Here is a 19600-nt window from a genome sequence, read left to right as displayed (position 1 = left end):
AACAACCAACGCACAACTACTGGGTATGCTAGCTGAATAAGAGGAGGGAGTTTAGAGTGAGCCAGGAATACATGGAGGTTACCTATGACAAGTTTACATTTAGGGTAATGAAGGGTTACCTGTATCACCCTGAAGAGTGCTGGGTCAAGCGGGAAGGAGACCTGGTGGTGGTAGGCGTCACCGATTTTCTCCAGACCAACGCGGGTGATGTGGCGTTCATCGAACTGCCGGAAGCGGGGAAAGAAGTAAAGCAGGGGGACGAAGCAGGGGTAATAGAGACCATCAAGACTACTGTGACCCTTATATCACCGGTAAGCGGCGAGATCGTGGAGGTGAACACTGCTTTGGAGGACGATCCCCAACTCATAAACTCCGATGCCTACGGCGAGGGTTGGATCTTCAAGATCAGACCTACCGCCTGGGACCAGGATGCCGAGAAACTGATGGCAGCCGAAGCGTACTTTCCGGTAATGGAAAAGAAAATCAAGGCAGCCTTGGAAAAGTAACAGGGAGGGGTTCGGGTTGACGAAAAAGATAATGGTTTTACCTTGCAGCGGCATCGGTAAGGCCTACGGCGAGATTAGCCGGCAGGCGGCCTACGAGCTAATAGACGACATCCGTCCCGAGGACGTTACTACTGCTTGTCTCGGCCGCTTTATGATTCGCGATTCTGAGGTGGTGGAACAGGCCAAAAACAGCTTCATCATCACGGTGGACGGGTGCGCCAAGGAGTGCGCACTCAAGAATGTCGAGGCCGCCGGGCTAAAGGTAGATAAAGCGGTCAGAACTATAGAGGTCTTCAAAGAACACCGGGATCTCAAACCGGAAGGGGTCTTGCAGTTGGGCGAGCCTGGTTTTAAGCTGGCCCATATCCTGGCTCAAAAACTAGCGGGCGAAGTCGATTGCCTTATGAAGGAGGAGGGGTAGGCATGGCTCAAGCTATCAAGCTGGACAAAAAGCCGAAAGCTTTAAAGGTAGGCATAGTTCCCTGTAACGGAGAAGAGATCTGCGAAGGCACCTTGACCCGGTTTGCCTGCCGCAAGGTGCTCGATGAACTGCGCCCGGGCCAGACCGTTACTCTTTGCCTGCCTCTCTTCATAGCCGGTGACGAGAAGGAACGGAATTTTGCCAACCGTTTTCCTACCATCACCGTCGACGGGTGCGAAAAGCGCTGCAGCCAGATCTCTACCGAGAAGCTGAGCGGCAAGCCCGCTTATTCGCTGGTAGTGTCTGATGTGCTCCAAAAACATGGCATTTCCCTGTCCGATACGCGCCGTGTCTTAACCGACGAGGGCCAGGAAGCTGTTAACGTCCTGGCACAAGAAATAGCCAAGAGAGTGGACGAAATCTTGGCCGGATAGGGGGGGTAATGATGCCGGTCTATACAAACAAGGTGGTCTGGAAAGGAGGACACTTCGGATATACCTACTGCGAAAACGGAACCGAGATGGAGTTTTCGGCTCCTCCGGCCCTGTACGGCCACCCCAACATGATGACGCCGGAAGACGCTTTCGTGATGGCGGTAAACACCTGTGTGCACATGATGGTCATCTGGGCAGCGGAACGACTGCAACTGGATCTGGTGGCCTTTGAATGCGTGGCTGAGGGCGAGGTGGAGGAATTCTTAGACAGGACTTCTTGGTTCAAGAAGTTGGTTCTCCGGCCTAAGCTCACGGTCCGAAGTGCTTCCAGAAAGAAAGTGGAAAGAGCTCTAGAGATGGCTCGCAAGTATTCGACTATAGCCGAATCCGTGAAAAGTGAGGTAATTATCGATCCGGAGATAGAGATAGTCGAGTGAGGAGTGATTAAGGTGGGCGAGCGAGTATTCGATGTGGTGTTTATTGGGGGTGGGCCTGCCGGTTACCAGGGCGCGATTCGTGCCGCCCAGCTGGGGATGAAGGTGGCTGTAGTCGAGTCGCGGGAATTGGGTGGAGTGTGTCTTAACCGGGGCTGCATTCCGACCAAGGCTATTCGAGCGTCGGCTGAACTTCTTTCCCGAGCGCGGCGGGCCAGGAATTACGGTATCGAGATCGACACGGTTCGCCCCGATGTTAAAGCCATTATCGCTCGAAAGAATAAAGTGGTGAGCCTCTTACGCGGGGGCATAGCTCAGCTTTTCCGAAGCCGCAGGATACAGCACCTGGAAGGGACCGGGCGCCTGCTTTCCCCGCGCGAGGTCGAGGTTGAAACCTCAACCGGTTTGATCAGGTTAAGGACGGAAAAGATAGTTATTGCCACAGGATCCAGACCTTCAATCCCTCCTCCATTTGACGGATTGACCGGCGAAATAAAGGGGGTGCTGACTACCGACGATATCCTAGAGATATCCGAGGTGCCGGCCTCCCTCTTCATCGTCGGTGCCGGTGCGGTGGGAGTGGAGATGGCTTCAATAATGGCTGAACTGGGAAGCTCGGTAACCCTGCTGGAGGCGAAAGACCGCATACTCCCAAGAGAAGACGAGGAGATGGCGACCTACATGACGCGCATGCTGAAAAGGCAGAAGGTGAAGGTGCTTACTGGACTGTCTGTAAACGAAGTGGTTCCAGGAGAAAAAGTGGCTCTGACTCTGTCGAACGGGCAAAAGTGGGAAGGGGATGCGGTCTTGCTGGCAGCAGGCCGGGTCCCCAACGTCGAATCGATTGGACTCGGTTCCGTTGGGCTGGAGGAAACTGGCAGGCCTCTGGCAGTGAACGAGCATATGGAAACGGGTGTCCCCGGAGTGTTTGCAGCCGGGGACGTTGTCGGCGGATGGCTCCTGGCCCACGTCGCTTTCGCCGAGGGAATAACGGCGGCTGAAAATGCGGCAGGGCTGAGGTCTTGCATGGACTACCGGGTTGTTCCCAGGTGTGTTTTCGCTTTCCCCGAGTATGCGGCGGTGGGGTTGACCGAAGAACAGGCTAGAGAACAGTTCCCGGCCACCGCTTTCAGCTTCCCATTTAAATCTCTGGGCATGGCTCAGGCCTTAGGGGAATGGGAAGGCATGGTGAAACTGGTGGTGCACGAGAAGAACGGCCAGATACTGGGAGGCCATGTTATAGGGCCCCACGCGGCGGATCTCATCGCCGAGATCGCACTGGCCATGCGCCACCATATCCCGGCCAAAGGTATCGTGGAAACCATACACACGCACCCCACTTTGTCCGAAGCTATCCTCGAAACAGCCCAGGCTGCCTGCGGCCAGGCCATCCACATTCTGCCTGGAGAACATACCAATAAGTAGCCACAGATGAACACCGATTAGCTCTGATTCACACAGATTTTTTAGTTTTGGACACAGACGACGGATGCTTCTAACGCTTGGTAGACAACTTCTAACATGGTGAACAAAAACAGGCTTTACTAGTGATATTTGAATTAGTGTAAATCGGTGAAAAATCTGTGTCCATCTGTGGCTGAGAAATGGACGTGGTAATATGGGGAGAACCGCAGCGCCGGAGTGGTTGCTGGAAACCGTAAGAAAAGCGAAGAGGCCGGAGAACGTCACAGTTTATAAGGATACAAGCAACGAAGTGACGGCGCACAGGCTGAACACCGTATGCGAGGAGGCCAGGTGCCCTAACCGGGGAGATTGTTTCTCGCGGGGTTCGGCTACTTTCATGATACTAGGGGATGTCTGCACCCGAAATTGCCGCTTCTGTGCGGTCAAGCACGGGCGCCCGGTGCCTCTAGATCCGGAAGAGCCGCTCCGGATAGGAAGGGCTGTTAAAAACTTGGGGCTGAGACACATAGTAATTACATCAGTCACCAGGGATGATCTCGTCGATGGCGGAGCAGGCCATTTTGCGGCGGTGATAAGGGAACTTCATGGGCTGCCGAACCCGCCCTCAGTTGAGGTTTTGGTTCCCGACTTCAAGGGTTCTTCCGAGGCTCTGAACCAGGTGTTGGACGCAGAGCCCGAGGTTTTCGCCCACAACGTAGAAATGGTGCCCCGCCTGTACCGAGAAGTGCGGCCGGGAGCCGTGTACGAGCGCTCTCTCGATGTGTTAGCTGCGGCCCAAAAAGAATCCTGCCCGGGTACGGTCACAAAATCTGGTTTTATGTTGGGCTTAGGTGAAACCGAGAGAGAAGTACTGGCGTTGCTCGAAGACCTGCGGGATGCAGGGGTAGCCCTGTTGACCATAGGTCAGTACTTAGCTCCTTCCTGGCGGCATTACCCGGTTGCCCGCTACGTTACGGCTGAAGAGTTCGCCGAGTGGGAAAAAGTGGCTTACAAAATGGGATTTCTCGGAGTAGCATCAGGACCCCTGGTGCGAAGCTCTTACCGGGCAGGTTACTACTATCGGAAGGTGACTGATGGTGTCTAAGCAATGGCGTCTGATTAGAAGCGGGTTGGGGGAACCGGCCTGGAACATGGCGGTCGATGAAGCCCTCGCTGTCCTGCACTCTGAGGAAGAAGGAAGAACGCCGGTCTTGCGGTTGTATACCTGGGAGCCGCCGGCCTTGTCGCTGGGGTATTTTCAGGATATGAGCGAGATCGACCTTGCGGCCTTGATCCGACTGGGCATAGTTCCGGTAAAGCGGATCACGGGAGGCAGGGCCGTACTGCATTACGGCGACCTGACCTATAGTGTCGTGGCAACTGCTGGAAAGGATACGCCGGAAGGAGTCGTGGCTTCCTACCGGTATTTGTGCCAGGGGCTTTTACAGGCTTTTGCCGACCTCGGAATAAAGGCTGAGTTGGGACGGGCTAAGCCGTCCGCTCCGGCTTGGTCAGAAGCCTGTTTTGCGACGGCTACAACCAGCGATATAACCTGGCAGGGCAAAAAATTCGTGGGCAGTGCCCAGAAGCGTTTAGGAAGAACACTTTTGCAGCACGGATCAATCCTGGTTTTTCCCCAGGGTCAGCTTTTGACTGAAGTTTTTGCCTGCGAGGGAGAGGCCAAGTGCCGCGCTTTGCTGGAATCGACGACCTGCTTGCAGTCGATCTTGGCAAAAACACTCACCTTAGGCGAAGTGGGGGAAGCCGTTATCCGGGGCTTCAGCCGGGCCTTGGGTATTCAGTTTGAGGAGGACGAGCTAAACGACAAAGAGAGAAACCTGGCTGCCAGCTTGGTTCCTAAATATGAGCTGCTTCCTATTCTATCAGAGTTTTGATAGAATATGCATATAATATGCGGGAGGTGGCTATCATGCCGAACATCAGACCGAGCTCTGATTTCAGAAATAAGTATAACGAGATTTCGGACTTCTGCCACAAATATTCGGAACCGGTGTTTATTACCAAGAACGGAAGAGGCGACCTGGTGGTCATGAGTATTGAAACTTATGAAAAGCTGGTCGGCAAGTTTGAACTGTACAGGCTGCTGGACGAAGGGATGGAGGCCCTGAAAAACCGCAAAGTCGTCCCTGCCCAGGACGTGTTTTCAAAAATAGAAAAAGGATTACCAGAATGAAAAAATACAAAGTTTTGATGACTGAACCGGCGGCCAATGATCTCAAGGAAGTTATGCGGTATATTGCAGGGGAACTGCGGGAGCCTGCTACCGCACAGAAACTGATTGGCAAGATCAGGGATGCCGTAATCAGCCTTGCCGAAATGGCGAGCCGCCACCCGCTGGTGGCAGACGAAGTTCTGGCAGCAAAGGGTATACGAAAGCTTCCTGTGGAAAACTATATTGTCTTTTATGTGGTTTTCGAAGAGGATAAGACGGTTACGATAGTTAGAATTTTATATGGTAGACGGAACTGGGAGCATTTGCTGTGAAGGGGGGTCTGCGTTAATCAGCGTCAAAAGATAATCTTACCTGCCTATTTCCTGGCTTTCACGTAAGCGCTGGCGAAGGCGCCGTCTAGTTCCGCTACCTCCGACTCTGACAGATTCTTCAGGCTACCCCCCGCTATGTCCTCCAGCACTTTGCCTTGGTAAACAATAACAGGCTGGACTTCGATGTCTTTAAAGCCTACTTTTTTCAAGATGTTCTCGTATTCTTTCACATCGAGTGCACCGGCGATGCAGCTTACCCAAAGAGACGCTAATTCTCTTGCCGATTCAGGCACAGGTTTCACGGAAACGATATCCGCGATGCAGAGCCTGCCTTGCGGCTTGAGCACGCGGTAGACTTCGGCTAAGGCCTTTTCTTTATCGGGCGAGAGGTTGATGACGCAGTTAGACATCACTACATCGCACGAGTCATCCGGCAGGGGAATGTCTTCGATGAACCCTTTCAGAAATTCCACGTTAGTGACGCCCATCTGCTCTTTATTCCGGTTGGCAAGGGCAAGCATTTCGTCGGTCATGTCCAAACCGTAAACTTTGCCTGAAGGTCCCACGTATTTAGAGGCTGCCAAGACATCGAGCCCGCCTCCACTGCCTAAATCGAGAACGACTTCTCCCTCTTTGAGATCTGCCAGTAACAGGGGATTGGCGCATCCTAACGAGAAATTCACCGCTTCCCGGGGCAGGTTTTCCAGCTTGTCAAGGTCGTATAAAACTATGGCATTAGCGATTGGGGTGCAACAGGAACCGCTGCTGCAGCAGCTAGCCGGAGTTCCGGCTTTTGCCTGCTCGGCCAGGCGACCATAAAATTCTCTCACTTCTTGCCTGATATCTTTCTCCAAAAGGATTCTCCTTTCTTTTCCGAATATGTAGCCGCAGATGCGCACAGATGCTGGCAGATGAACACATGATGTATACTAAAAACCAGTAGAAAGCGAAATATTTTGGACATTTTGTGATGACCCCAGAGGGGTCACGGAGTCTCTTTTCACGTTTCGAGATCGAAGCTGTTGCTACTGACAATTACTCTATTACTACACATTTTAACCGAGTTCTACCCGTTCTGTCACCTCTACGCGCGGCAAAAAATTCCAAACCGCAAGCCTTAAACTCTTGCAAGGATATACATACATATGTATAATTATAGACATGTTTGTAGGGAGAAACTATTCCTGCGGAGTCTTTATTCGTTTGTCTACTTACATCATGAGTACAGCGCTAGGGGAGGAAGACGGCGTGATACCGGTAGGAATAATTGGAGACGGATACACGGCAGCAGAGCTGATGAGGATTCTCTGCCGGCACCGGGGGATCCGGGTAGTAACCGTTTTTTCTACGGAGAACATCGGCAAAGAATTGTCCGAAGTATATCCCCACCTGATAAGGTTTGCTGAAGTCAGTTGTGAAAAAGCGGACATTGCTAAGCTGAAGCGGGAGTGCCAGGTGGTTTTCCTAGCTTTGCCCCACGGATTGTCTGCGCCCATAGTGCGGGAATTGATAGGCTCCGGCATCAGGTGCATCGACCTGGGAGCCGATTTCCGGCTGAAGGATCCTAAGATTTACGAGGAATACTATGAAGTTACGCACGAAGCTCCGGAGTTGCTTGATGTGGCCGTATACGGGTTACCTGAAATATACAGGGAAAAGATAAGGGGAACCATGATAGTAGCGAATCCGGGATGTTTTCCTACCGGGGCGATTCTGGCTTTGGCTCCTCTTTTGAAGGAGGGGTTGGTCGAGACCGAGAACATCGTTATCGATTCTAAGACCGGGGTATCCGGGGCCGGAAGAAGCCTTAAGTTGGCCAGCCATTTCTGCGAGGTGAACGAAGGGGTCAAGGCGTACAGCGTAGGCAGCCACCGCCACGCTCCAGAAATCGCGCAGGAGCTCAGCTTTGCCGCTGGGCAGGAGATCGAGATAACCTTTACACCCCACCTGATTCCCATGAGCCGGGGAATACTGACGACTGCCTACGTTAAGATTAGACCGGGAGTGACTGAAGAGCAGGTTAGAGAGGTTTTCGCTGACCAGTATGCGGGCGAGCATTTTGTGAGGGTTTTGCCAGAAGGGACGTACCCACATACCCGCTGGGTCTATGGAAGTAATTTCGTCGATATCGGCATTTTTGTGGACGACAAGAAGCGTCGGGCTATAATAATTAGCGCTATAGATAACCTGAACAAAGGGGCTTCAGGGCAGGCGGTCCAGAACTTCAATATAATGTTCGGACTTGAAGAGACTGAAGCACTGGACTTTGCAGGAATCTTTCCATAAAACAAGGGAGGGCAGGTTGGATGCAGGTAATTACAGGAGGAGTTACAGCCCCGAAGGGTTTTCTCGCCCAAGGGGTTATGGCAGAGATAAGAAAAAAAGGCAAAAAGGACGTAGCCGTAATCTATAGCGAGGGTTTGGCTAGGGCGGCCGGGGTATTTACTACTAACCTGGTGCAGGCAGCGTGCGTGAAATACACTAAGCAGGCCATCGCCGACGGGCAGGCCCAGGCCATCGTGGTCAACAGCGGCAATGCCAACGCCTGTACCGGGGCCCACGGCGAGAAAGATGCATATCTAATGGCTGAAGCCGCGGCAAGAGCGCTCAAACTTGAGCCTCGAGACGTGTTGGTGGCCTCGACCGGGGTCATGGGGGTACCGTTGCCTATGGACAGGGTTAAAGCCGGGATTGAACGGGCGTGCCAGGGATTGAGTCGGGAGGGCGGTCTGTGTGCAGCTGAAGCCATAATGACCACCGACACCGTTGTTAAAGAGACAGCGGTAGAGGTTGAGATCGAAGGCAGAGCGGTTCGCATAGGCGGAATGGCTAAAGGTTCTGGCATGATTCATCCCAACATGGCTACTATGCTGGCTTTCATAACCACCGATGCCAACATCAGCGCCGAGTGTTTGCAGAAAGCACTGCGCGATTCGGTAGACATCTCGTATAACATGATAAGCGTTGACGGCGATACCTCAACCAATGATATGGTGCTCGTTTTGGCCAACGGGCTGGCGGGTAACCCCGAGATCAGCGACGAAGCATCGGAGGCATACCTGGCTTTCAAAGAAGCCTTCAATTACGTAAATGTGGAACTCGCCAAGATGATAGCCCGGGATGGGGAAGGAGCGACGCGTCTGATCGAGGTTCAGGTGGAGCGGGCTCCCAGCCGAGAAGATGCCCGCCGCATAGCTCGTGCCATAACGGCTTCTAACCTCATTAAGGCGGCAGTGTTCGGCGAAGACGCTAACTGGGGAAGGATCATATGCGCCGCCGGTTATTCGGGGGCGGATTTTGACCCTGAATTGGTTGACATTTATCTCGGCGGAGTTCAGGTAGCCAGGGACGGAGCGGGCTTAGAGTTTGATGAGGAAGCAGCTCGTGAAGAACTGAGGAAGGATGCGGTAATCATCAGATTAGACTTGAAACAGGGCGGTTACTCGGCCCGGGCTTGGGGCTGCGATCTTACGCATGAGTACGTCGACATCAACGCCAGCTACCGTACGTGAATTTTATCGACCAGAAGACGCAGATTGACGCTGATAATAAAACTCGATAATAATGATTCCGTTTTACTAAGTAATGTCCGAAGGAATTACTGGATTGTGCTTTTAACACGAGGGACTGATAGACGTTATTATTTATATCACCATAGAATCTGCGTTAATCAGCGTCAAAAAATCTCTGTTAATCCGTACTCATCAGTGTTCACCTGTTGCTGGAAAAAATAGGGGGAGAGGTAATGATTACTGCGTGTGAGAAGGCGGCGATACTGGTGGAGGCCCTGCCGTATATAAAAGAATTCTACGGGAAAACCGTAGTCATAAAGTACGGCGGAAGCGCCATGACCGACTGTTCCTTGAAAAAGGCGGTCATGGAGGACATCGTGTTGATGAAGTACGTCGGTATGCACCCGGTAGTAGTACATGGAGGTGGCCCTGACATTACCCGCATGCTTGACCGGCTGGGCATCTCTACCTCATTCGTAAACGGGCTTAGGGTAACTGACGAGGCTACGATGGAAATCGTGGAGATGGTGCTGGTAGGCAAGATCAACAAGGAGATAGTTGCCGGCATCAACGACAGCGGTGGTTCGGCAGTCGGGCTGTCAGGCAAGGACGGCAAGTTGATTAGGGCCGAACCTATACCCGGCAAAGAAGTCCTGGGGCTGGTGGGGAGAGTCAGGGACGTCAACACGGAGTTGATCGAGACCCTGACGGAGAGAGGTTATATACCGGTAATCAGTCCGGTAGGAATCGGCGACCACGGAGAGAGTTACAACATCAACGCTGACCACGTAGCCGGAGCCGTAGCCAGTGCTCTTAAGGCAGACAAACTGGTGCTTCTCACCGATGTCCCCGGCATACTTGCCGACAAGAAGGATCCTACCAGCCGCATATCGAGGCTGAGAATCTCGGAGGTCGATGAGTATATCGACTGCGGTATCATTGAAGGCGGGATGATCCCAAAGGTAGAGTGCTGTGTAGACGCGTTAAAGGGCGGGGTAGGCCGGACCCACATCATCGATGGCCGGGTCCCGCATGCCATCTTGCTGGAGGTTTTTACCGACGAAGGTATCGGAAGCATGGTAGTTAAAGGGTAGAAGGAGGTGGGGTGATGGGCAATCAAGAAGTCATTAACGAAGGGCAACAGTACCTGATGAACAACTACGCACGATTTCCGATAGCCCTGGTCAAAGGCGACGGGGTAAGGGCTTGGGATGCGGACGGCAAAGAATACCTGGACTTTACTAGCGGGATCGCGGTGTGTGGAGTGGGCCACTCCAACACGGCTTTGAAAGAAGTCCTCGAGAACCAGGCCGGCCGGCTCTGGCACTGCTCTAACCTGTATTGGATCGAACCACAGGTGCAGCTGGCAGCCGAGCTTTGCCGTCTTTCTGGGCTCGACAAGGCTTTCTTTGCTAATAGCGGGGCAGAGGTTAACGAGGCTGCACTGAAACTAGTTCGTAAGTATTTTAGCCTTAGAGGAAAACCAGGATGCGAGATTGTAGCTTTTCACAACTCGTTTCACGGGAGGACCTTGGGCGCACTGACTGCCACCGGGCAAGAAAAGTATCATCGCGGGTTTGAACCGCTGGTTCCCGGTTTTGTTTATGCTGAGTTTAACGATCTCGGATCGGTAGAGAAAGTGATAACGGAAAAGACCGGAGCCATTATTGTCGAGCCCGTACAGGGAGAAGGCGGGATCAACCCTGCAACCAGCAAGTTCCTAACCGGGCTCAGGAGGTTGTGCTATGAATTCGACCTGCTGTTGGTCTTGGACGAGGTTCAGACCGGCTTGGGTCGTACCGGTAAGATGTTTGCTTACGAGCATTACGGTATTAAGCCTGACATAGTCACTCTAGCCAAGTCTCTGGGAGGGGGCTTTCCCATCGGGGCCATGCTGGCCCGAGCCGAGGTGGCCCAGGCCTTCGAACCAGGGGATCATGCTTCGACTTTTGGCGGGAATCCTTTGGGGTGTGCGGTGGCGAACCGGGTTTTGGACATTTTAAGTGAAGAGGAAATGCTGAACCACATCACTCGTATCGGGGATTATCTCAAGAGCCGTTTACAGTCCATGACCGGTAAGAGGAAAGATGTGAAGGAAGTCAGGGGCTTAGGACTCCTGCTGGGAGTAGAATTTACCCGGGAAGTCAAGCCCTTGGTTGACATCTGTATGCAAAAGGGACTCCTGGTTATTTCGGCTGGCCCTCGGGTGTTGCGGTTGGTACCGCCGCTTAACATAGCTCTAGATGAGGCGGACCAAGGGTTAGCCATACTAAACGAGGCCTTAAACGAATGGCAGGATGAATAGAGTTATCAAAAAGAGTATGAGCGGCGTCTTATCGTTATTACGGGAGAGGAGGGCATGGATAAAAATGACGGTAGAACTTAATCCGAAGTTCAAAGGGCGCGATTTCTTAGCCATTCGCGACTATACTTCAGAAGAGGTAATGGAGATACTTGAGCTGGCTCAGAAGCTCAAGAAGATGCAGAAGGAAGGGATACCCCATCCCCTTCTGGCGGGAAAGACCCTAGGGATGATATTCCAGAAGCCTTCGACCCGTACCCGGGTTTCCTTCGAAGTGGGCATCTACCAACTGGGAGGTTACGGACTTTTCCTGAGCCCGAACGACCTGCAGATGGGAAGGGGCGAGACCATAAAGGACACGGCTTTGACTTTGTCCCGATACCTAGATGGAATCATGATCCGCACCTTTGCCCAAGAAGAGGTTGAGGAACTGGCTTACTGGGCGAGCATCCCGGTTATCAATGGTCTTACTGACTTGCTACACCCGTGCCAGATCATGGGAGACATCTTAACCATACTTGAGAAGAAAGGGACACTTAAGGGGCTCAAATGTGCTTTTATAGGAGACGGGAATAACGTGTGTCATTCGCTGTTGGTAGGGGGAGCAAAAGTGGGCATGGACGTAGTGGTGGCTTGTCCCCCAGGCTTTGCACCCAAAGATGAGATAATGGCTCAGGCCTTGAAAGACGCTGAAGAAACCGGGGCTAAGCTTTGGGTAGTTGAGGATCCGGCCGAAGCAGTTGATGGGGCGGATGTGATCTACACGGATGTGTGGGCCAGCATGGGCCAGGAAAAAGAGGCTCACGAGAAGGAGAAGCACTTTGCCCGCTACCAGGTAAATGCTTCCCTGCTCGGCAAAGCCAAGCCGGACGTTATCGTCATGCACTGTTTGCCCGCCAAGCGAGGGCGAGAGATTACCGATGAAGTGATGGACGGCCCTAACTCGGTGGTATTCGACGAAGCCGAAAACCGCCTGCACGCGCAGAAAGCGATCATGGCCCTGGTGATGCAGTAACAGGGGTGGGGCGATGAGGGAACCGAGGTTTACGGTAAGGGAAGCCAAAGCTGAAGACGTTCATGCTATGCTCGGCCTGTGGGCTGATACTCCCGGAGTCGGGCTCGGAGTCGGTGACGACGAGGAAGACCTCAAGCGATTCATAGCACGGAATCCAAGGACCTGTCTTGTGGCGTGGAAGGGAGGTATCTTGGCAGGCGCAGTTGTGGGAGGTTTTGATGGGAGGAGGGGCTACCTGTATCATCTTGCCGTGCGAAAAGATTATCAGAGCCAGGGCATAGGCAAGGCTTTGGTGGCTGAGGTACTGGACAGGTTTAGGGAAATAGGGGCGAGGAGGGTCCACCTCCTCGTATTCACGACCAACCAGCAAGCTGTTGCTTTTTACACGCGTCTGGGGTGGAGGCTGCGCCAGGATGTTTTGGTTGCGAGCTGGGATTGTGAACAAGAAAAAGACTGTGGATGCTAGGCGCGTACCCCGGCCGCTCTTAAAAAGGATTGTTAAAGGAGAATGGGGGAGAGTTCCGATGGACAAAGTGGTGCTCGCTTACTCAGGTGGACTGGATACTTCCATTATTATTCCCTGGTTGAAAGAAAACTATGGTTATGAAGTTATCGCCATGTGTGCGGACCTCGGGCAAGGAGAAGAGCTGGCCGGGTTGGAGGAAAAAGCGCTCCGCTCTGGGGCCGGCAAAGTGTACATCGAAGACGTACGGGAAGAGTTCGTCCGCGACTATATCTTTCCGGTTTTAAGGGCCGGAGCTATCTACGAGGGCAAATACCTGCTAGGCACCTCGTTTGCCCGGCCTCTGATTGCCCGAAAACTGGTAGAGATTGCGGAAAAGGAAGGAGCGACTGCCGTAGCCCACGGGGCAACCGGCAAAGGCAATGACCAGGTGCGGTTTGAAGTGAGTGTTAAGGCTCTCAATCCGGAGCTTAAGATTATCGCCCCGTGGCGGGAGTGGGATATCAAGTCCCGGGAAGATGCCATCGAGTATGCACAGAAACATAACGTTCCCGTGCCTGTGACCAAAAAGAGCATTTACAGCCGGGACCGCAACCTTTGGCATCTCTCCCATGAGGGAGGCGAACTCGAGGACCCCATGCAGGAGCCTAAGGACGAAATGTACCTCTTAACAGTTCCTCCCGAAAAAGCCCCGGACCATCCTACCTATGTAGAAATCGAATACGAACAGGGGGTTCCAGTTGCGATAGACGGACAGATGATGGGTCCCGTAGAGCTCATCGAAAAGCTTAACCATTTGGCCGGTGCTAACGGAGTGGGAATAGTGAGCTTGGTGGAAAATCGCCTCGTCGGCATGAAGTCCCGCGGTGTATATGAATGCCCCGGCGGTACCGTGCTCTTTACCAGCCACCGGGAATTGGAGAACCTGACCCTGGATCGCAGGACCATGCACTTCAAGGAACAGGTGGCTATTCTCTATGCCGAGCTGGTCTACGACGGGCTGTGGTTTTCTCAGCTCAAGGAGGCTTTGGACGCCTTCGTGGCCAAGACCCAGGAAACAGTTACGGGCAAGGTCAGGGTCAAGCTGTACAAAGGCAACTGTACTCCGGTCGGAGCCGAATCACCGTATTCGCTTTATCGCCACGATTTGGCCACTTTTGGAGAGAGCGATTTTTATAATCAAAAAGATGCAGAAGGATTTATTAACCTTTTCGGCTTGCCGCTGAAAGTAAGGGCATTGATGGAAAGAAAGGTCGGTAAAAGATGAGCTCAAAGATGTGGGGAGGAAGGTTTCAGAAACCACCGCACCGGTTGACAGAAGAGTTCAACGCTTCTCTTTCGTTTGATAGGAGACTTTACCGCCAGGATATAAAAGGCAGCATGGCCCACGCTGCTATGCTGGCCAAGCAGGGACTGATAACCGAGGAAGAGAAAGAACTCATAATAAAAGCCCTGCAAGAAATAATGTCGGCTCTTGACCGGGGTGAGTTGCAGTTTGACCCTGGGGTAGAGGACATACACACTCAGGTGGAGCTCTGGCTTATCGAAAGGATCGGGACAACGGGCAAGAAGCTTCACACCGGACGCAGCCGCAATGACCAGGTGGCTCTGGATGTAAGGATGTACTTAAAAGAGGAAATAGGCGAAATCAGGGAACTGCTTTTGGACCTGGAAGAGACCCTGGTGAGCCTGGCTGAAGAACACCTCTACACCATCATGCCGGGGTATACTCACCTCCAGAAGGGTCAACCGGTAACGTTGGCCCACCACTTGATGGCTTATTTTGAGATGTTCTGGCGGGATCTGGGCAGGCTTGAAGATTGCAAAAAGAGACTAGATTTCATGCCTTTAGGTTCGGGAGCTCTAGCCGGGAGCGGGCTCGATCTGGACCGGGAATACGTTCGGGAACAACTGGGCTTCGCCGAGTTGACGCGGAACAGTCTGGATGCCGTCAGCGACCGGGATTTTGCCTTGGAGTTCCTGAGTTTTGCCAGCATAACCATGATGCACCTGTCCCGTTTCTGTGAAGAACTGGTGTTGTGGTCTACCGATGAATTCAAGTTTGTGGAGATGGACGACGCTTTCGCTACGGGATCGAGCCTTATGCCTCAGAAGAAGAACCCGGATGTGGCTGAACTGATAAGGGGCAAGACTGGCCGGGTATACGGGGATTTGATGTGCCTCTTTACGGTGATGAAGGGGTTGCCTTTGGCCTACAACAAGGACATGCAGGAGGATAAGGAACCGCTGTTTGACGGGATTGACACCTTGAAAAAGTGCTTGGCCGTGTTCACCCCGATGTTGCGAACAGCTAAGTTTAATCGCCAGCGGATGTCTGAGGCGGCTAGAGGCGGGTTTACCAACGCTACTGATATGGCCGACTACCTGGTTGTCAAGGGAATTCCTTTCCGGGTTGCCCATGAAATAGCGGGACGAGCTGTTTTGTACTGTATAGAGAAGAACAAGACCTTGGAGAGCATGGGCCTGGAAGAGCTGAAGCAGTTCAGCCCAGAGATCGAGGACGATGTCTACGATAGGATAAGCCTCAATGGGTGCGTGGCCAGCCGCAAGGTCAAAGGAGGGACGGCTCCAGAAGCCGTGAGGGACGCCATACTGGAGGCAAATAAGTTACTTTCCGAGTTTGGTCGCGTAAGAGTCAGTGGAGGTTCTTTGTCGGGAGACGAAGAAGGGGAAGACTGGGAACAGGACGGTGAAGAACCGTTGAAACCAAAGGAACATGAAGCCGGTTTCAGCGACGAATCCTGGAGATATGAAATCGACGAATGGGTGGAAGGGTTTTTTCACAGCCTCGTCAGCATGTTGAATGCCTTCACGGCTGAACAGCCACCGGAAGAAGTCCTTGCTACGCTGGAGATAGTCCCCTTTGGTCAACTGGTGCGGGAGCAGCTGTCGGACCGTGAAGAGGAGCTGATAGAGTACGCGGTAGAGAAGGTTAACCAATTACACCAAGCCGAACTGGAGCGTCTCAAGGCGTATCTTGGAGGTGAATAGAGGGAGGCAAGGAAACCCGTTGCTATAATACTCAACCAGCTCTCCGCATAAGGTTAGTAGAAGAGGAGCCAAACTCGGATGCAGGGAGAGTGACCGGGGTGTATAACGGCTATTACGAGGTAATCGCGATTCCGGTTATAAACGGGCTGGTTGAGATAGCGAAAAAGGCTGGACTCAGCAAGCGCTACTGTCCTGTTCTGGCCGTGAGTCTGGGAGTTTTGTTAAGGCTGGGGGTGAGGGCCCCTGGGGAACCGGTAGGCGTAGCTATACTGGATGGCCTAGTAGTCGGGCTATCGGCGGTTGGGCTGTACAGTGGTGGCAGGAGCGTCCTTCGCAGGAACAGCAGGTACTTGTAAGTTACAGTTGAGCGGTCATCGTGCCGAACGGGGTTTCAAGGAAAGCTAGAAGGAGTTAGGGCCGGCTGGAGGGTATGCGGGTTACTTGACAAAAGGGCCAGGGCTTGTTAATATGAGGTTCGAAGATGGGCTGCGCTTAGCCCGATTGGTATGCATGACTCGCGGCAGAGTCGCCATTATAGCGTGGCAATCGAGTTGGGTGCTAATAGAATCAAAAGGCGAAAGAACCATTGATAAGCTTTTGTAATCTTCGCCTATCAGTGGCTATTTTCCGAAAACGCAGGCCGGCGTAGCTCAGCGGTAGAGCAGTCGATTCGTAATCGACAGGTCGTCAGTTCGAATCTGACCGTCGGCTCCATATCGAACTTCTGCCCCGGCTGGGATGGACCGGGGTTCATTTTTTTGTCTGGAGCATTTTTGCACATCGGAGGCGGCAAAGGCGGGAGTCAGAAGTTTGGGTAAGAGGTGTTCTCGGGTGTTAAAAGAGGATATCAGGACCGAATTGCTGGAGATATTTCAAGAACTACTCGATCATTTTGGGCCCAGACATTGGTGGCCGGCAGAGACGGCCTTGGAAGTGATTGTGGGGGCTATTCTTACCCAGAACGTGGCTTGGAACAATGTAGAAAAAGCCATCAACAACTTAAAAGAAGAGGGACTGTTGTCGATAGGCGGCTTGATCAAGACACGGGTAGAAAAACTAGGAAATCTCATTCGCCCTGCCCGTTACTACAACCAGAAAGCGGCGCGGCTCAAAGCATTCGCGGAACTGGTTAACATTAAGTATGAAGGAGATCTTGAAAAACTGCTGAGCCTATCCACCCCCGAACTGAGGATGGAACTTTTGGCCTTGAAGGGGATAGGACCGGAGACAGCGGACAGTATCCTTTTATATGCTGCCAACCGGCCCATTTTCGTGGTCGACGCTTATACTAAGAGGATATTTCAACGGCTCGGGTACCTTGAGGCTGATGTTGGTTATTCAGTGGTGCAGGATTTCTTTACCTCGAACCTTCCCTGTGAAACCTACCTTTTCAACGAGTACCACGCCCTTATCGTGGCCTTGGGCAACCGCATCTGTTTGGCCCGGCGCCCTTTATGTCAGAAGTGCCCCCTACTTCACAGGTGCAAGACCTCTTCACTTGAAAAAGAGAACTCCGAAACCGCTCTAGGCACGACTATGGGCTGTACGTGAGCCAGTCTGTAATCCTTTATAAACTTTCGCCGTGCGTGACGGGTTTCCCAAGAAAAACCCTGAATTGATCCTTTAATCGAAGAACAAGTCATGGTTAATCGACATTTATTTTAGAATCGAGTGTTTTCAGTCCCTAGGGCCGTGTTCCCAGGTCTGGCGCATTTTGCGGAGAAGACAACCGCCTAGGTAAAGGCCGTTGAGAAAAGCGATGGGAACCGCCAAGTACTCGTATTTCCAATATGGTTTGCCCTTGTTATCTTCGGTACGGAAAAACACGGCTAAGCAACCTCCTCAGTTTTTTTGTTGGTATTGGTTTAGGACAAAACTTGTTTAAGAGCTAACAAATTCTATTAAGGATACAAATACTTCTCTAAGACCACGCGTTCGCTAACGACAAGGAAACGTTTCGTCCCTAAATCAGTGCAAATCTGTGTCCATCTGTGGCCCGTTTTCGAAACAGAAGGGTTACCGCCTACTGTTAACAGTGGGCAAGATCTTGCGGAAAAACACGTAAAACATGGAACCGCCTATGAAAAGAACTAAAAAACCAGCCAGGATCTTCAGGGTCATCCTCTCACCTCTGTTTATTACTAGTGTTGGTGAGCTTGAAAAATTTATTCTGGCAAGAAAAGGAAATTATTCTTGAGTTGTATCGGAAGCATCCTGAGGAACAAAGGTACCCGACTTCAGATGGATAATGTCTTGCTCGGTTAGAACCCGGGCGATGTAGACTGTAGAAAGATTGGAAAGGTCGACCTCGTGAGGGTTTTTAAGTCTCAGCAGTCTCCGATCAAAAACCACCCGCACCACAGGGCGAGTGGGGGCGTTGCGGTTCACGTCTACCACTACTCCGATTTCTCCAGTATTGAGCATTACCACGCTGCCTATCGGATAAACGGCAACATTGGAGACAAGGGCGGCTAGGATCCGGGGCTCGAAGTACAATCCTGACATGTGGTTAAGGATGGCAACGGCCTGGTTGATGCTGTAAGCCGAACGGTAGGGACGATCTGCCAGGAGCGCGTCATAAACATCGGCGACAGCCACAATCCTGGCGTATTCGTGAATTTGCTCCTGATTCAGGCCACGAGGATACCCTTTTCCATCCCAACGTTCATGGTGTTGGAAGGCGATGTGAGCGGAGAGGAGGGGAATATCTTCGTAGGTGCGGAGTATATCAAAGCCGTAGGCTGCGTGCTTCTTTATCTCAGCATACTCATTTTTGGTTAATTCCCCGCGCTTGTTCAACAGCTCTTTACTGACCCGGATCTTACCGATGTCGTGCAGAAGAGCGCCTATACCCAGTTCTTTGAGCTTGAGCTCGTTGTAACCGAGGGTGATCCCGGTCAGCAGGCTTAGCACGCACACGTTGCAAGAATGGGAAAAGGTATAATCGTCGTAAGTTCGGATGTCGCTGAGATTGATCAGCACTTCCCGGTTGGACATCAGCTCGTCCAATATGGTATCTACCATCTTTTTCACGTGGCGGGTATTGATTCGCCGGTTGGCCTCCAGGGCCTGGAAATTCTTTCTAACTTCTTTTATGGTCTCAAGCCTGGTTTGTTCGGAGATGGGCTCTTTGATTTCTCCCAGCGAATCAAAGAGATCGTCCTCAACGTATATCGAAACTATGCCCAACTCTTTTAACCTTTGAATATAATAATCCGTGAGAGTTACCCCGGCACCCAAAAGACAGTTGCCTTCACTGTCGAAAATGCTCCTTGCTACTATCATTCCTGGTTCCAGTAATTCGACTGCGACGCGACGCATAAATCCTCCGGGAAGTAATATTTTTGCTAAACATATCAATTCTGCGCGAAAAAAACAAATCCTGCTCGCTTATCCCAACAATTTCTCACATCAAAAAACTTGATTAGCAACGCATTCTAGTGAAATTTTGCTTCTGGCCCAGAACTGTCCTTGTCAATCAAAAAGTTGACCACTGTGCTCGTGAAAAAGTTGACCACCTGGGGTAAAAAAATAATACGAGTTATTCAGGGTTTGACTCACGTCGTCTTTTCAAAGTCTGTTTCAGCCGGAA

General features: G+C 52.1%; 22 protein-coding genes and 1 tRNA gene. 20 read left to right on the top strand and 3 right to left on the bottom strand.

The features are described from left to right. Positions 1–56 precede the first annotated feature (56 nt). The 9 genes from gcvH (at position 57) to HPY90_RS05070 (ending at position 5704) form a co-directional block, all read left to right on the top strand. Entirely contained in the window at positions 57–506 is a 450-nt protein-coding gene (gcvH, locus tag HPY90_RS05110; protein WP_287191996.1) for a glycine cleavage system protein GcvH, read from the top strand. Between the two features lie 16 nt (positions 507–522). Beyond that, positions 523–927, top strand: coding sequence for a putative zinc-binding protein (locus HPY90_RS05105; RefSeq protein WP_287191993.1), 405 nt, complete (start codon positions 523–525; stop codon positions 925–927). A gap of 2 nt (positions 928–929) precedes the next feature. After that, positions 930–1361 carry a putative zinc-binding protein gene (locus HPY90_RS05100; protein WP_287191990.1) on the top strand — a complete coding sequence of 144 codons (432 nt, stop codon included), beginning with the start codon at positions 930–932 and terminating at the stop codon, positions 1359–1361. A gap of 11 nt (positions 1362–1372) precedes the next feature. Continuing rightward, a complete protein-coding gene (locus HPY90_RS05095) occupies positions 1373–1798 on the top strand; it encodes an OsmC family protein (protein ID WP_287191987.1) in 426 nt (141 codons plus the stop codon). A 12-nt stretch (positions 1799–1810) separates the two neighbouring features. Next, positions 1811–3220: a dihydrolipoyl dehydrogenase gene (lpdA, locus tag HPY90_RS05090; RefSeq protein WP_287191984.1), complete on the top strand. Its 1410-nt coding sequence runs from the start codon at positions 1811–1813 to the stop codon at positions 3218–3220. 193 nt (positions 3221–3413) lie between these two features. Beyond that, the gene (lipA, locus tag HPY90_RS05085; RefSeq protein WP_287191981.1) at positions 3414–4304 is read left to right on the top strand and encodes a lipoyl synthase; all 891 of its coding nucleotides are present in this window, start codon (positions 3414–3416) and stop codon (positions 4302–4304) included. Then, the gene (locus HPY90_RS05080) at positions 4294–5094 is read left to right on the top strand and encodes a lipoate--protein ligase family protein (RefSeq protein ID WP_287191978.1); all 801 of its coding nucleotides are present in this window, start codon (positions 4294–4296) and stop codon (positions 5092–5094) included. Before lipA ends, HPY90_RS05080 begins: the two co-directional genes overlap by 11 nt. A gap of 35 nt (positions 5095–5129) precedes the next feature. Beyond that, positions 5130–5393: a type II toxin-antitoxin system Phd/YefM family antitoxin gene (locus HPY90_RS05075; RefSeq protein WP_287191975.1), complete on the top strand. Its 264-nt coding sequence runs from the start codon at positions 5130–5132 to the stop codon at positions 5391–5393. Beyond that, positions 5390–5704, top strand: coding sequence for a type II toxin-antitoxin system RelE/ParE family toxin (locus HPY90_RS05070; protein WP_287191972.1), 315 nt, complete (start codon positions 5390–5392; stop codon positions 5702–5704). Before HPY90_RS05075 ends, HPY90_RS05070 begins: the two co-directional genes overlap by 4 nt. Positions 5705–5748: 44 nt before the next feature. On the opposite strand, the gene arsM is transcribed toward HPY90_RS05070, so the two are convergent. Next, complete coding sequence (gene arsM, locus HPY90_RS05065) at positions 5749–6558, bottom strand: arsenite methyltransferase (protein ID WP_287191969.1); 810 nt, start codon at positions 6556–6558, stop codon at positions 5749–5751. A 394-nt stretch (positions 6559–6952) separates the two neighbouring features. On the opposite strand from arsM, the gene argC reads away from it, so the two are divergent. The 11 genes from argC to HPY90_RS05010 all read left to right on the top strand — a co-directional run bounded on the left by argC (position 6953) and on the right by HPY90_RS05010 (position 17559). After that, a complete protein-coding gene (gene argC / locus HPY90_RS05060; protein ID WP_287191966.1) occupies positions 6953–7990 on the top strand; it encodes an N-acetyl-gamma-glutamyl-phosphate reductase in 1038 nt (345 codons plus the stop codon). 20 nt (positions 7991–8010) lie between these two features. Then, positions 8011–9216 carry a bifunctional glutamate N-acetyltransferase/amino-acid acetyltransferase ArgJ gene (gene argJ / locus HPY90_RS05055; RefSeq protein ID WP_287191963.1) on the top strand — a complete coding sequence of 402 codons (1206 nt, stop codon included), beginning with the start codon at positions 8011–8013 and terminating at the stop codon, positions 9214–9216. Between the two features lie 233 nt (positions 9217–9449). Continuing rightward, on the top strand, positions 9450–10310 hold the full coding sequence (argB, locus tag HPY90_RS05050) for an acetylglutamate kinase (RefSeq protein WP_287191960.1): 861 nt from the start codon (positions 9450–9452) through the stop codon (positions 10308–10310). 14 nt (positions 10311–10324) lie between these two features. Beyond that, a complete protein-coding gene (locus HPY90_RS05045; protein ID WP_287191958.1) occupies positions 10325–11521 on the top strand; it encodes an aspartate aminotransferase family protein in 1197 nt (398 codons plus the stop codon). A gap of 64 nt (positions 11522–11585) precedes the next feature. Then, the gene (gene argF, locus HPY90_RS05040) at positions 11586–12533 is read left to right on the top strand and encodes an ornithine carbamoyltransferase (RefSeq protein ID WP_287191956.1); all 948 of its coding nucleotides are present in this window, start codon (positions 11586–11588) and stop codon (positions 12531–12533) included. A gap of 13 nt (positions 12534–12546) precedes the next feature. Beyond that, positions 12547–12999 (top strand): GNAT family N-acetyltransferase, encoded by a 453-nt coding sequence (locus HPY90_RS05035; protein ID WP_353733639.1) that lies wholly within the window; start codon positions 12547–12549, stop codon positions 12997–12999. Between the two features lie 58 nt (positions 13000–13057). Further along, entirely contained in the window at positions 13058–14263 is a 1206-nt protein-coding gene (locus HPY90_RS05030) for an argininosuccinate synthase (protein ID WP_013176316.1), read from the top strand. Further along, the gene (gene argH, locus HPY90_RS05025; RefSeq protein ID WP_353733638.1) at positions 14260–16008 is read left to right on the top strand and encodes an argininosuccinate lyase; all 1749 of its coding nucleotides are present in this window, start codon (positions 14260–14262) and stop codon (positions 16006–16008) included. Before HPY90_RS05030 ends, argH begins: the two co-directional genes overlap by 4 nt. A gap of 98 nt (positions 16009–16106) precedes the next feature. After that, complete coding sequence (locus HPY90_RS05020) at positions 16107–16364, top strand: hypothetical protein (RefSeq protein WP_013176314.1); 258 nt, start codon at positions 16107–16109, stop codon at positions 16362–16364. 283 nt (positions 16365–16647) lie between these two features. Next, positions 16648–16722 (top strand) — tRNA-Thr (locus HPY90_RS05015). 96 nt (positions 16723–16818) lie between these two features. Further along, positions 16819–17559 (top strand): endonuclease III domain-containing protein, encoded by a 741-nt coding sequence (locus HPY90_RS05010; protein WP_287191953.1) that lies wholly within the window; start codon positions 16819–16821, stop codon positions 17557–17559. 126 nt (positions 17560–17685) lie between these two features. Here HPY90_RS05010 and HPY90_RS05005 read toward each other — a convergent pair whose 3' ends face one another. Both HPY90_RS05005 and HPY90_RS05000 read right to left on the bottom strand, forming a co-directional pair. Further along, positions 17686–17835 (bottom strand): hypothetical protein, encoded by a 150-nt coding sequence (locus HPY90_RS05005; RefSeq protein WP_013176312.1) that lies wholly within the window; start codon positions 17833–17835, stop codon positions 17686–17688. A 360-nt stretch (positions 17836–18195) separates the two neighbouring features. After that, positions 18196–19329 (bottom strand): HD-GYP domain-containing protein, encoded by a 1134-nt coding sequence (locus tag HPY90_RS05000; RefSeq protein ID WP_013176310.1) that lies wholly within the window; start codon positions 19327–19329, stop codon positions 18196–18198. Between the last annotated feature and the right edge of the window lie 271 nt (positions 19330–19600).

Origin of the sequence: Syntrophothermus sp. (assembly GCF_013314835.1) — a bacterium.
Lineage (GTDB): Bacteria > Bacillota > Syntrophomonadia > Syntrophomonadales > Syntrophothermaceae > Syntrophothermus > Syntrophothermus lipocalidus.
The sequence above is the reverse complement of the archived record's forward strand: the minus strand, read 5'-3'. Positions and strand labels throughout refer to the sequence as shown.

Excerpts from the sequence above, each read along its gene's own strand:
- HPY90_RS05100 (WP_287191990.1), top strand. The coding sequence starts at position 930 with ATGGCTCAAGCTATCAAGCTGGACAAAAAGCCGAAAGCTTTAAAGGTA.
- argH (WP_353733638.1), top strand. The coding sequence starts at position 14,260 with ATGAGCTCAAAGATGTGGGGAGGAAGGTTTCAGAAACCACCGCACCGG.
- argJ (WP_287191963.1), top strand. The coding sequence starts at position 8,011 with ATGCAGGTAATTACAGGAGGAGTTACAGCCCCGAAGGGTTTTCTCGCC.
- HPY90_RS05080 (WP_287191978.1), top strand. The coding sequence starts at position 4,294 with ATGGTGTCTAAGCAATGGCGTCTGATTAGAAGCGGGTTGGGGGAACCG.
- argF (WP_287191956.1), top strand. The coding sequence starts at position 11,586 with ATGACGGTAGAACTTAATCCGAAGTTCAAAGGGCGCGATTTCTTAGCC.
- argB (WP_287191960.1), top strand. The coding sequence starts at position 9,450 with ATGATTACTGCGTGTGAGAAGGCGGCGATACTGGTGGAGGCCCTGCCG.
- HPY90_RS05000 (WP_013176310.1), bottom strand. The coding sequence starts at position 19,329 with ATGCGTCGCGTCGCAGTCGAATTACTGGAACCAGGAATGATAGTAGCA.
- HPY90_RS05035 (WP_353733639.1), top strand. The coding sequence starts at position 12,547 with ATGAGGGAACCGAGGTTTACGGTAAGGGAAGCCAAAGCTGAAGACGTT.
- HPY90_RS05075 (WP_287191975.1), top strand. The coding sequence starts at position 5,130 with ATGCCGAACATCAGACCGAGCTCTGATTTCAGAAATAAGTATAACGAG.
- HPY90_RS05095 (WP_287191987.1), top strand. The coding sequence starts at position 1,373 with ATGCCGGTCTATACAAACAAGGTGGTCTGGAAAGGAGGACACTTCGGA.
- HPY90_RS05070 (WP_287191972.1), top strand. The coding sequence starts at position 5,390 with ATGAAAAAATACAAAGTTTTGATGACTGAACCGGCGGCCAATGATCTC.
- lipA (WP_287191981.1), top strand. The coding sequence starts at position 3,414 with ATGGGGAGAACCGCAGCGCCGGAGTGGTTGCTGGAAACCGTAAGAAAA.
- HPY90_RS05045 (WP_287191958.1), top strand. The coding sequence starts at position 10,325 with ATGGGCAATCAAGAAGTCATTAACGAAGGGCAACAGTACCTGATGAAC.
- HPY90_RS05030 (WP_013176316.1), top strand. The coding sequence starts at position 13,058 with ATGGACAAAGTGGTGCTCGCTTACTCAGGTGGACTGGATACTTCCATT.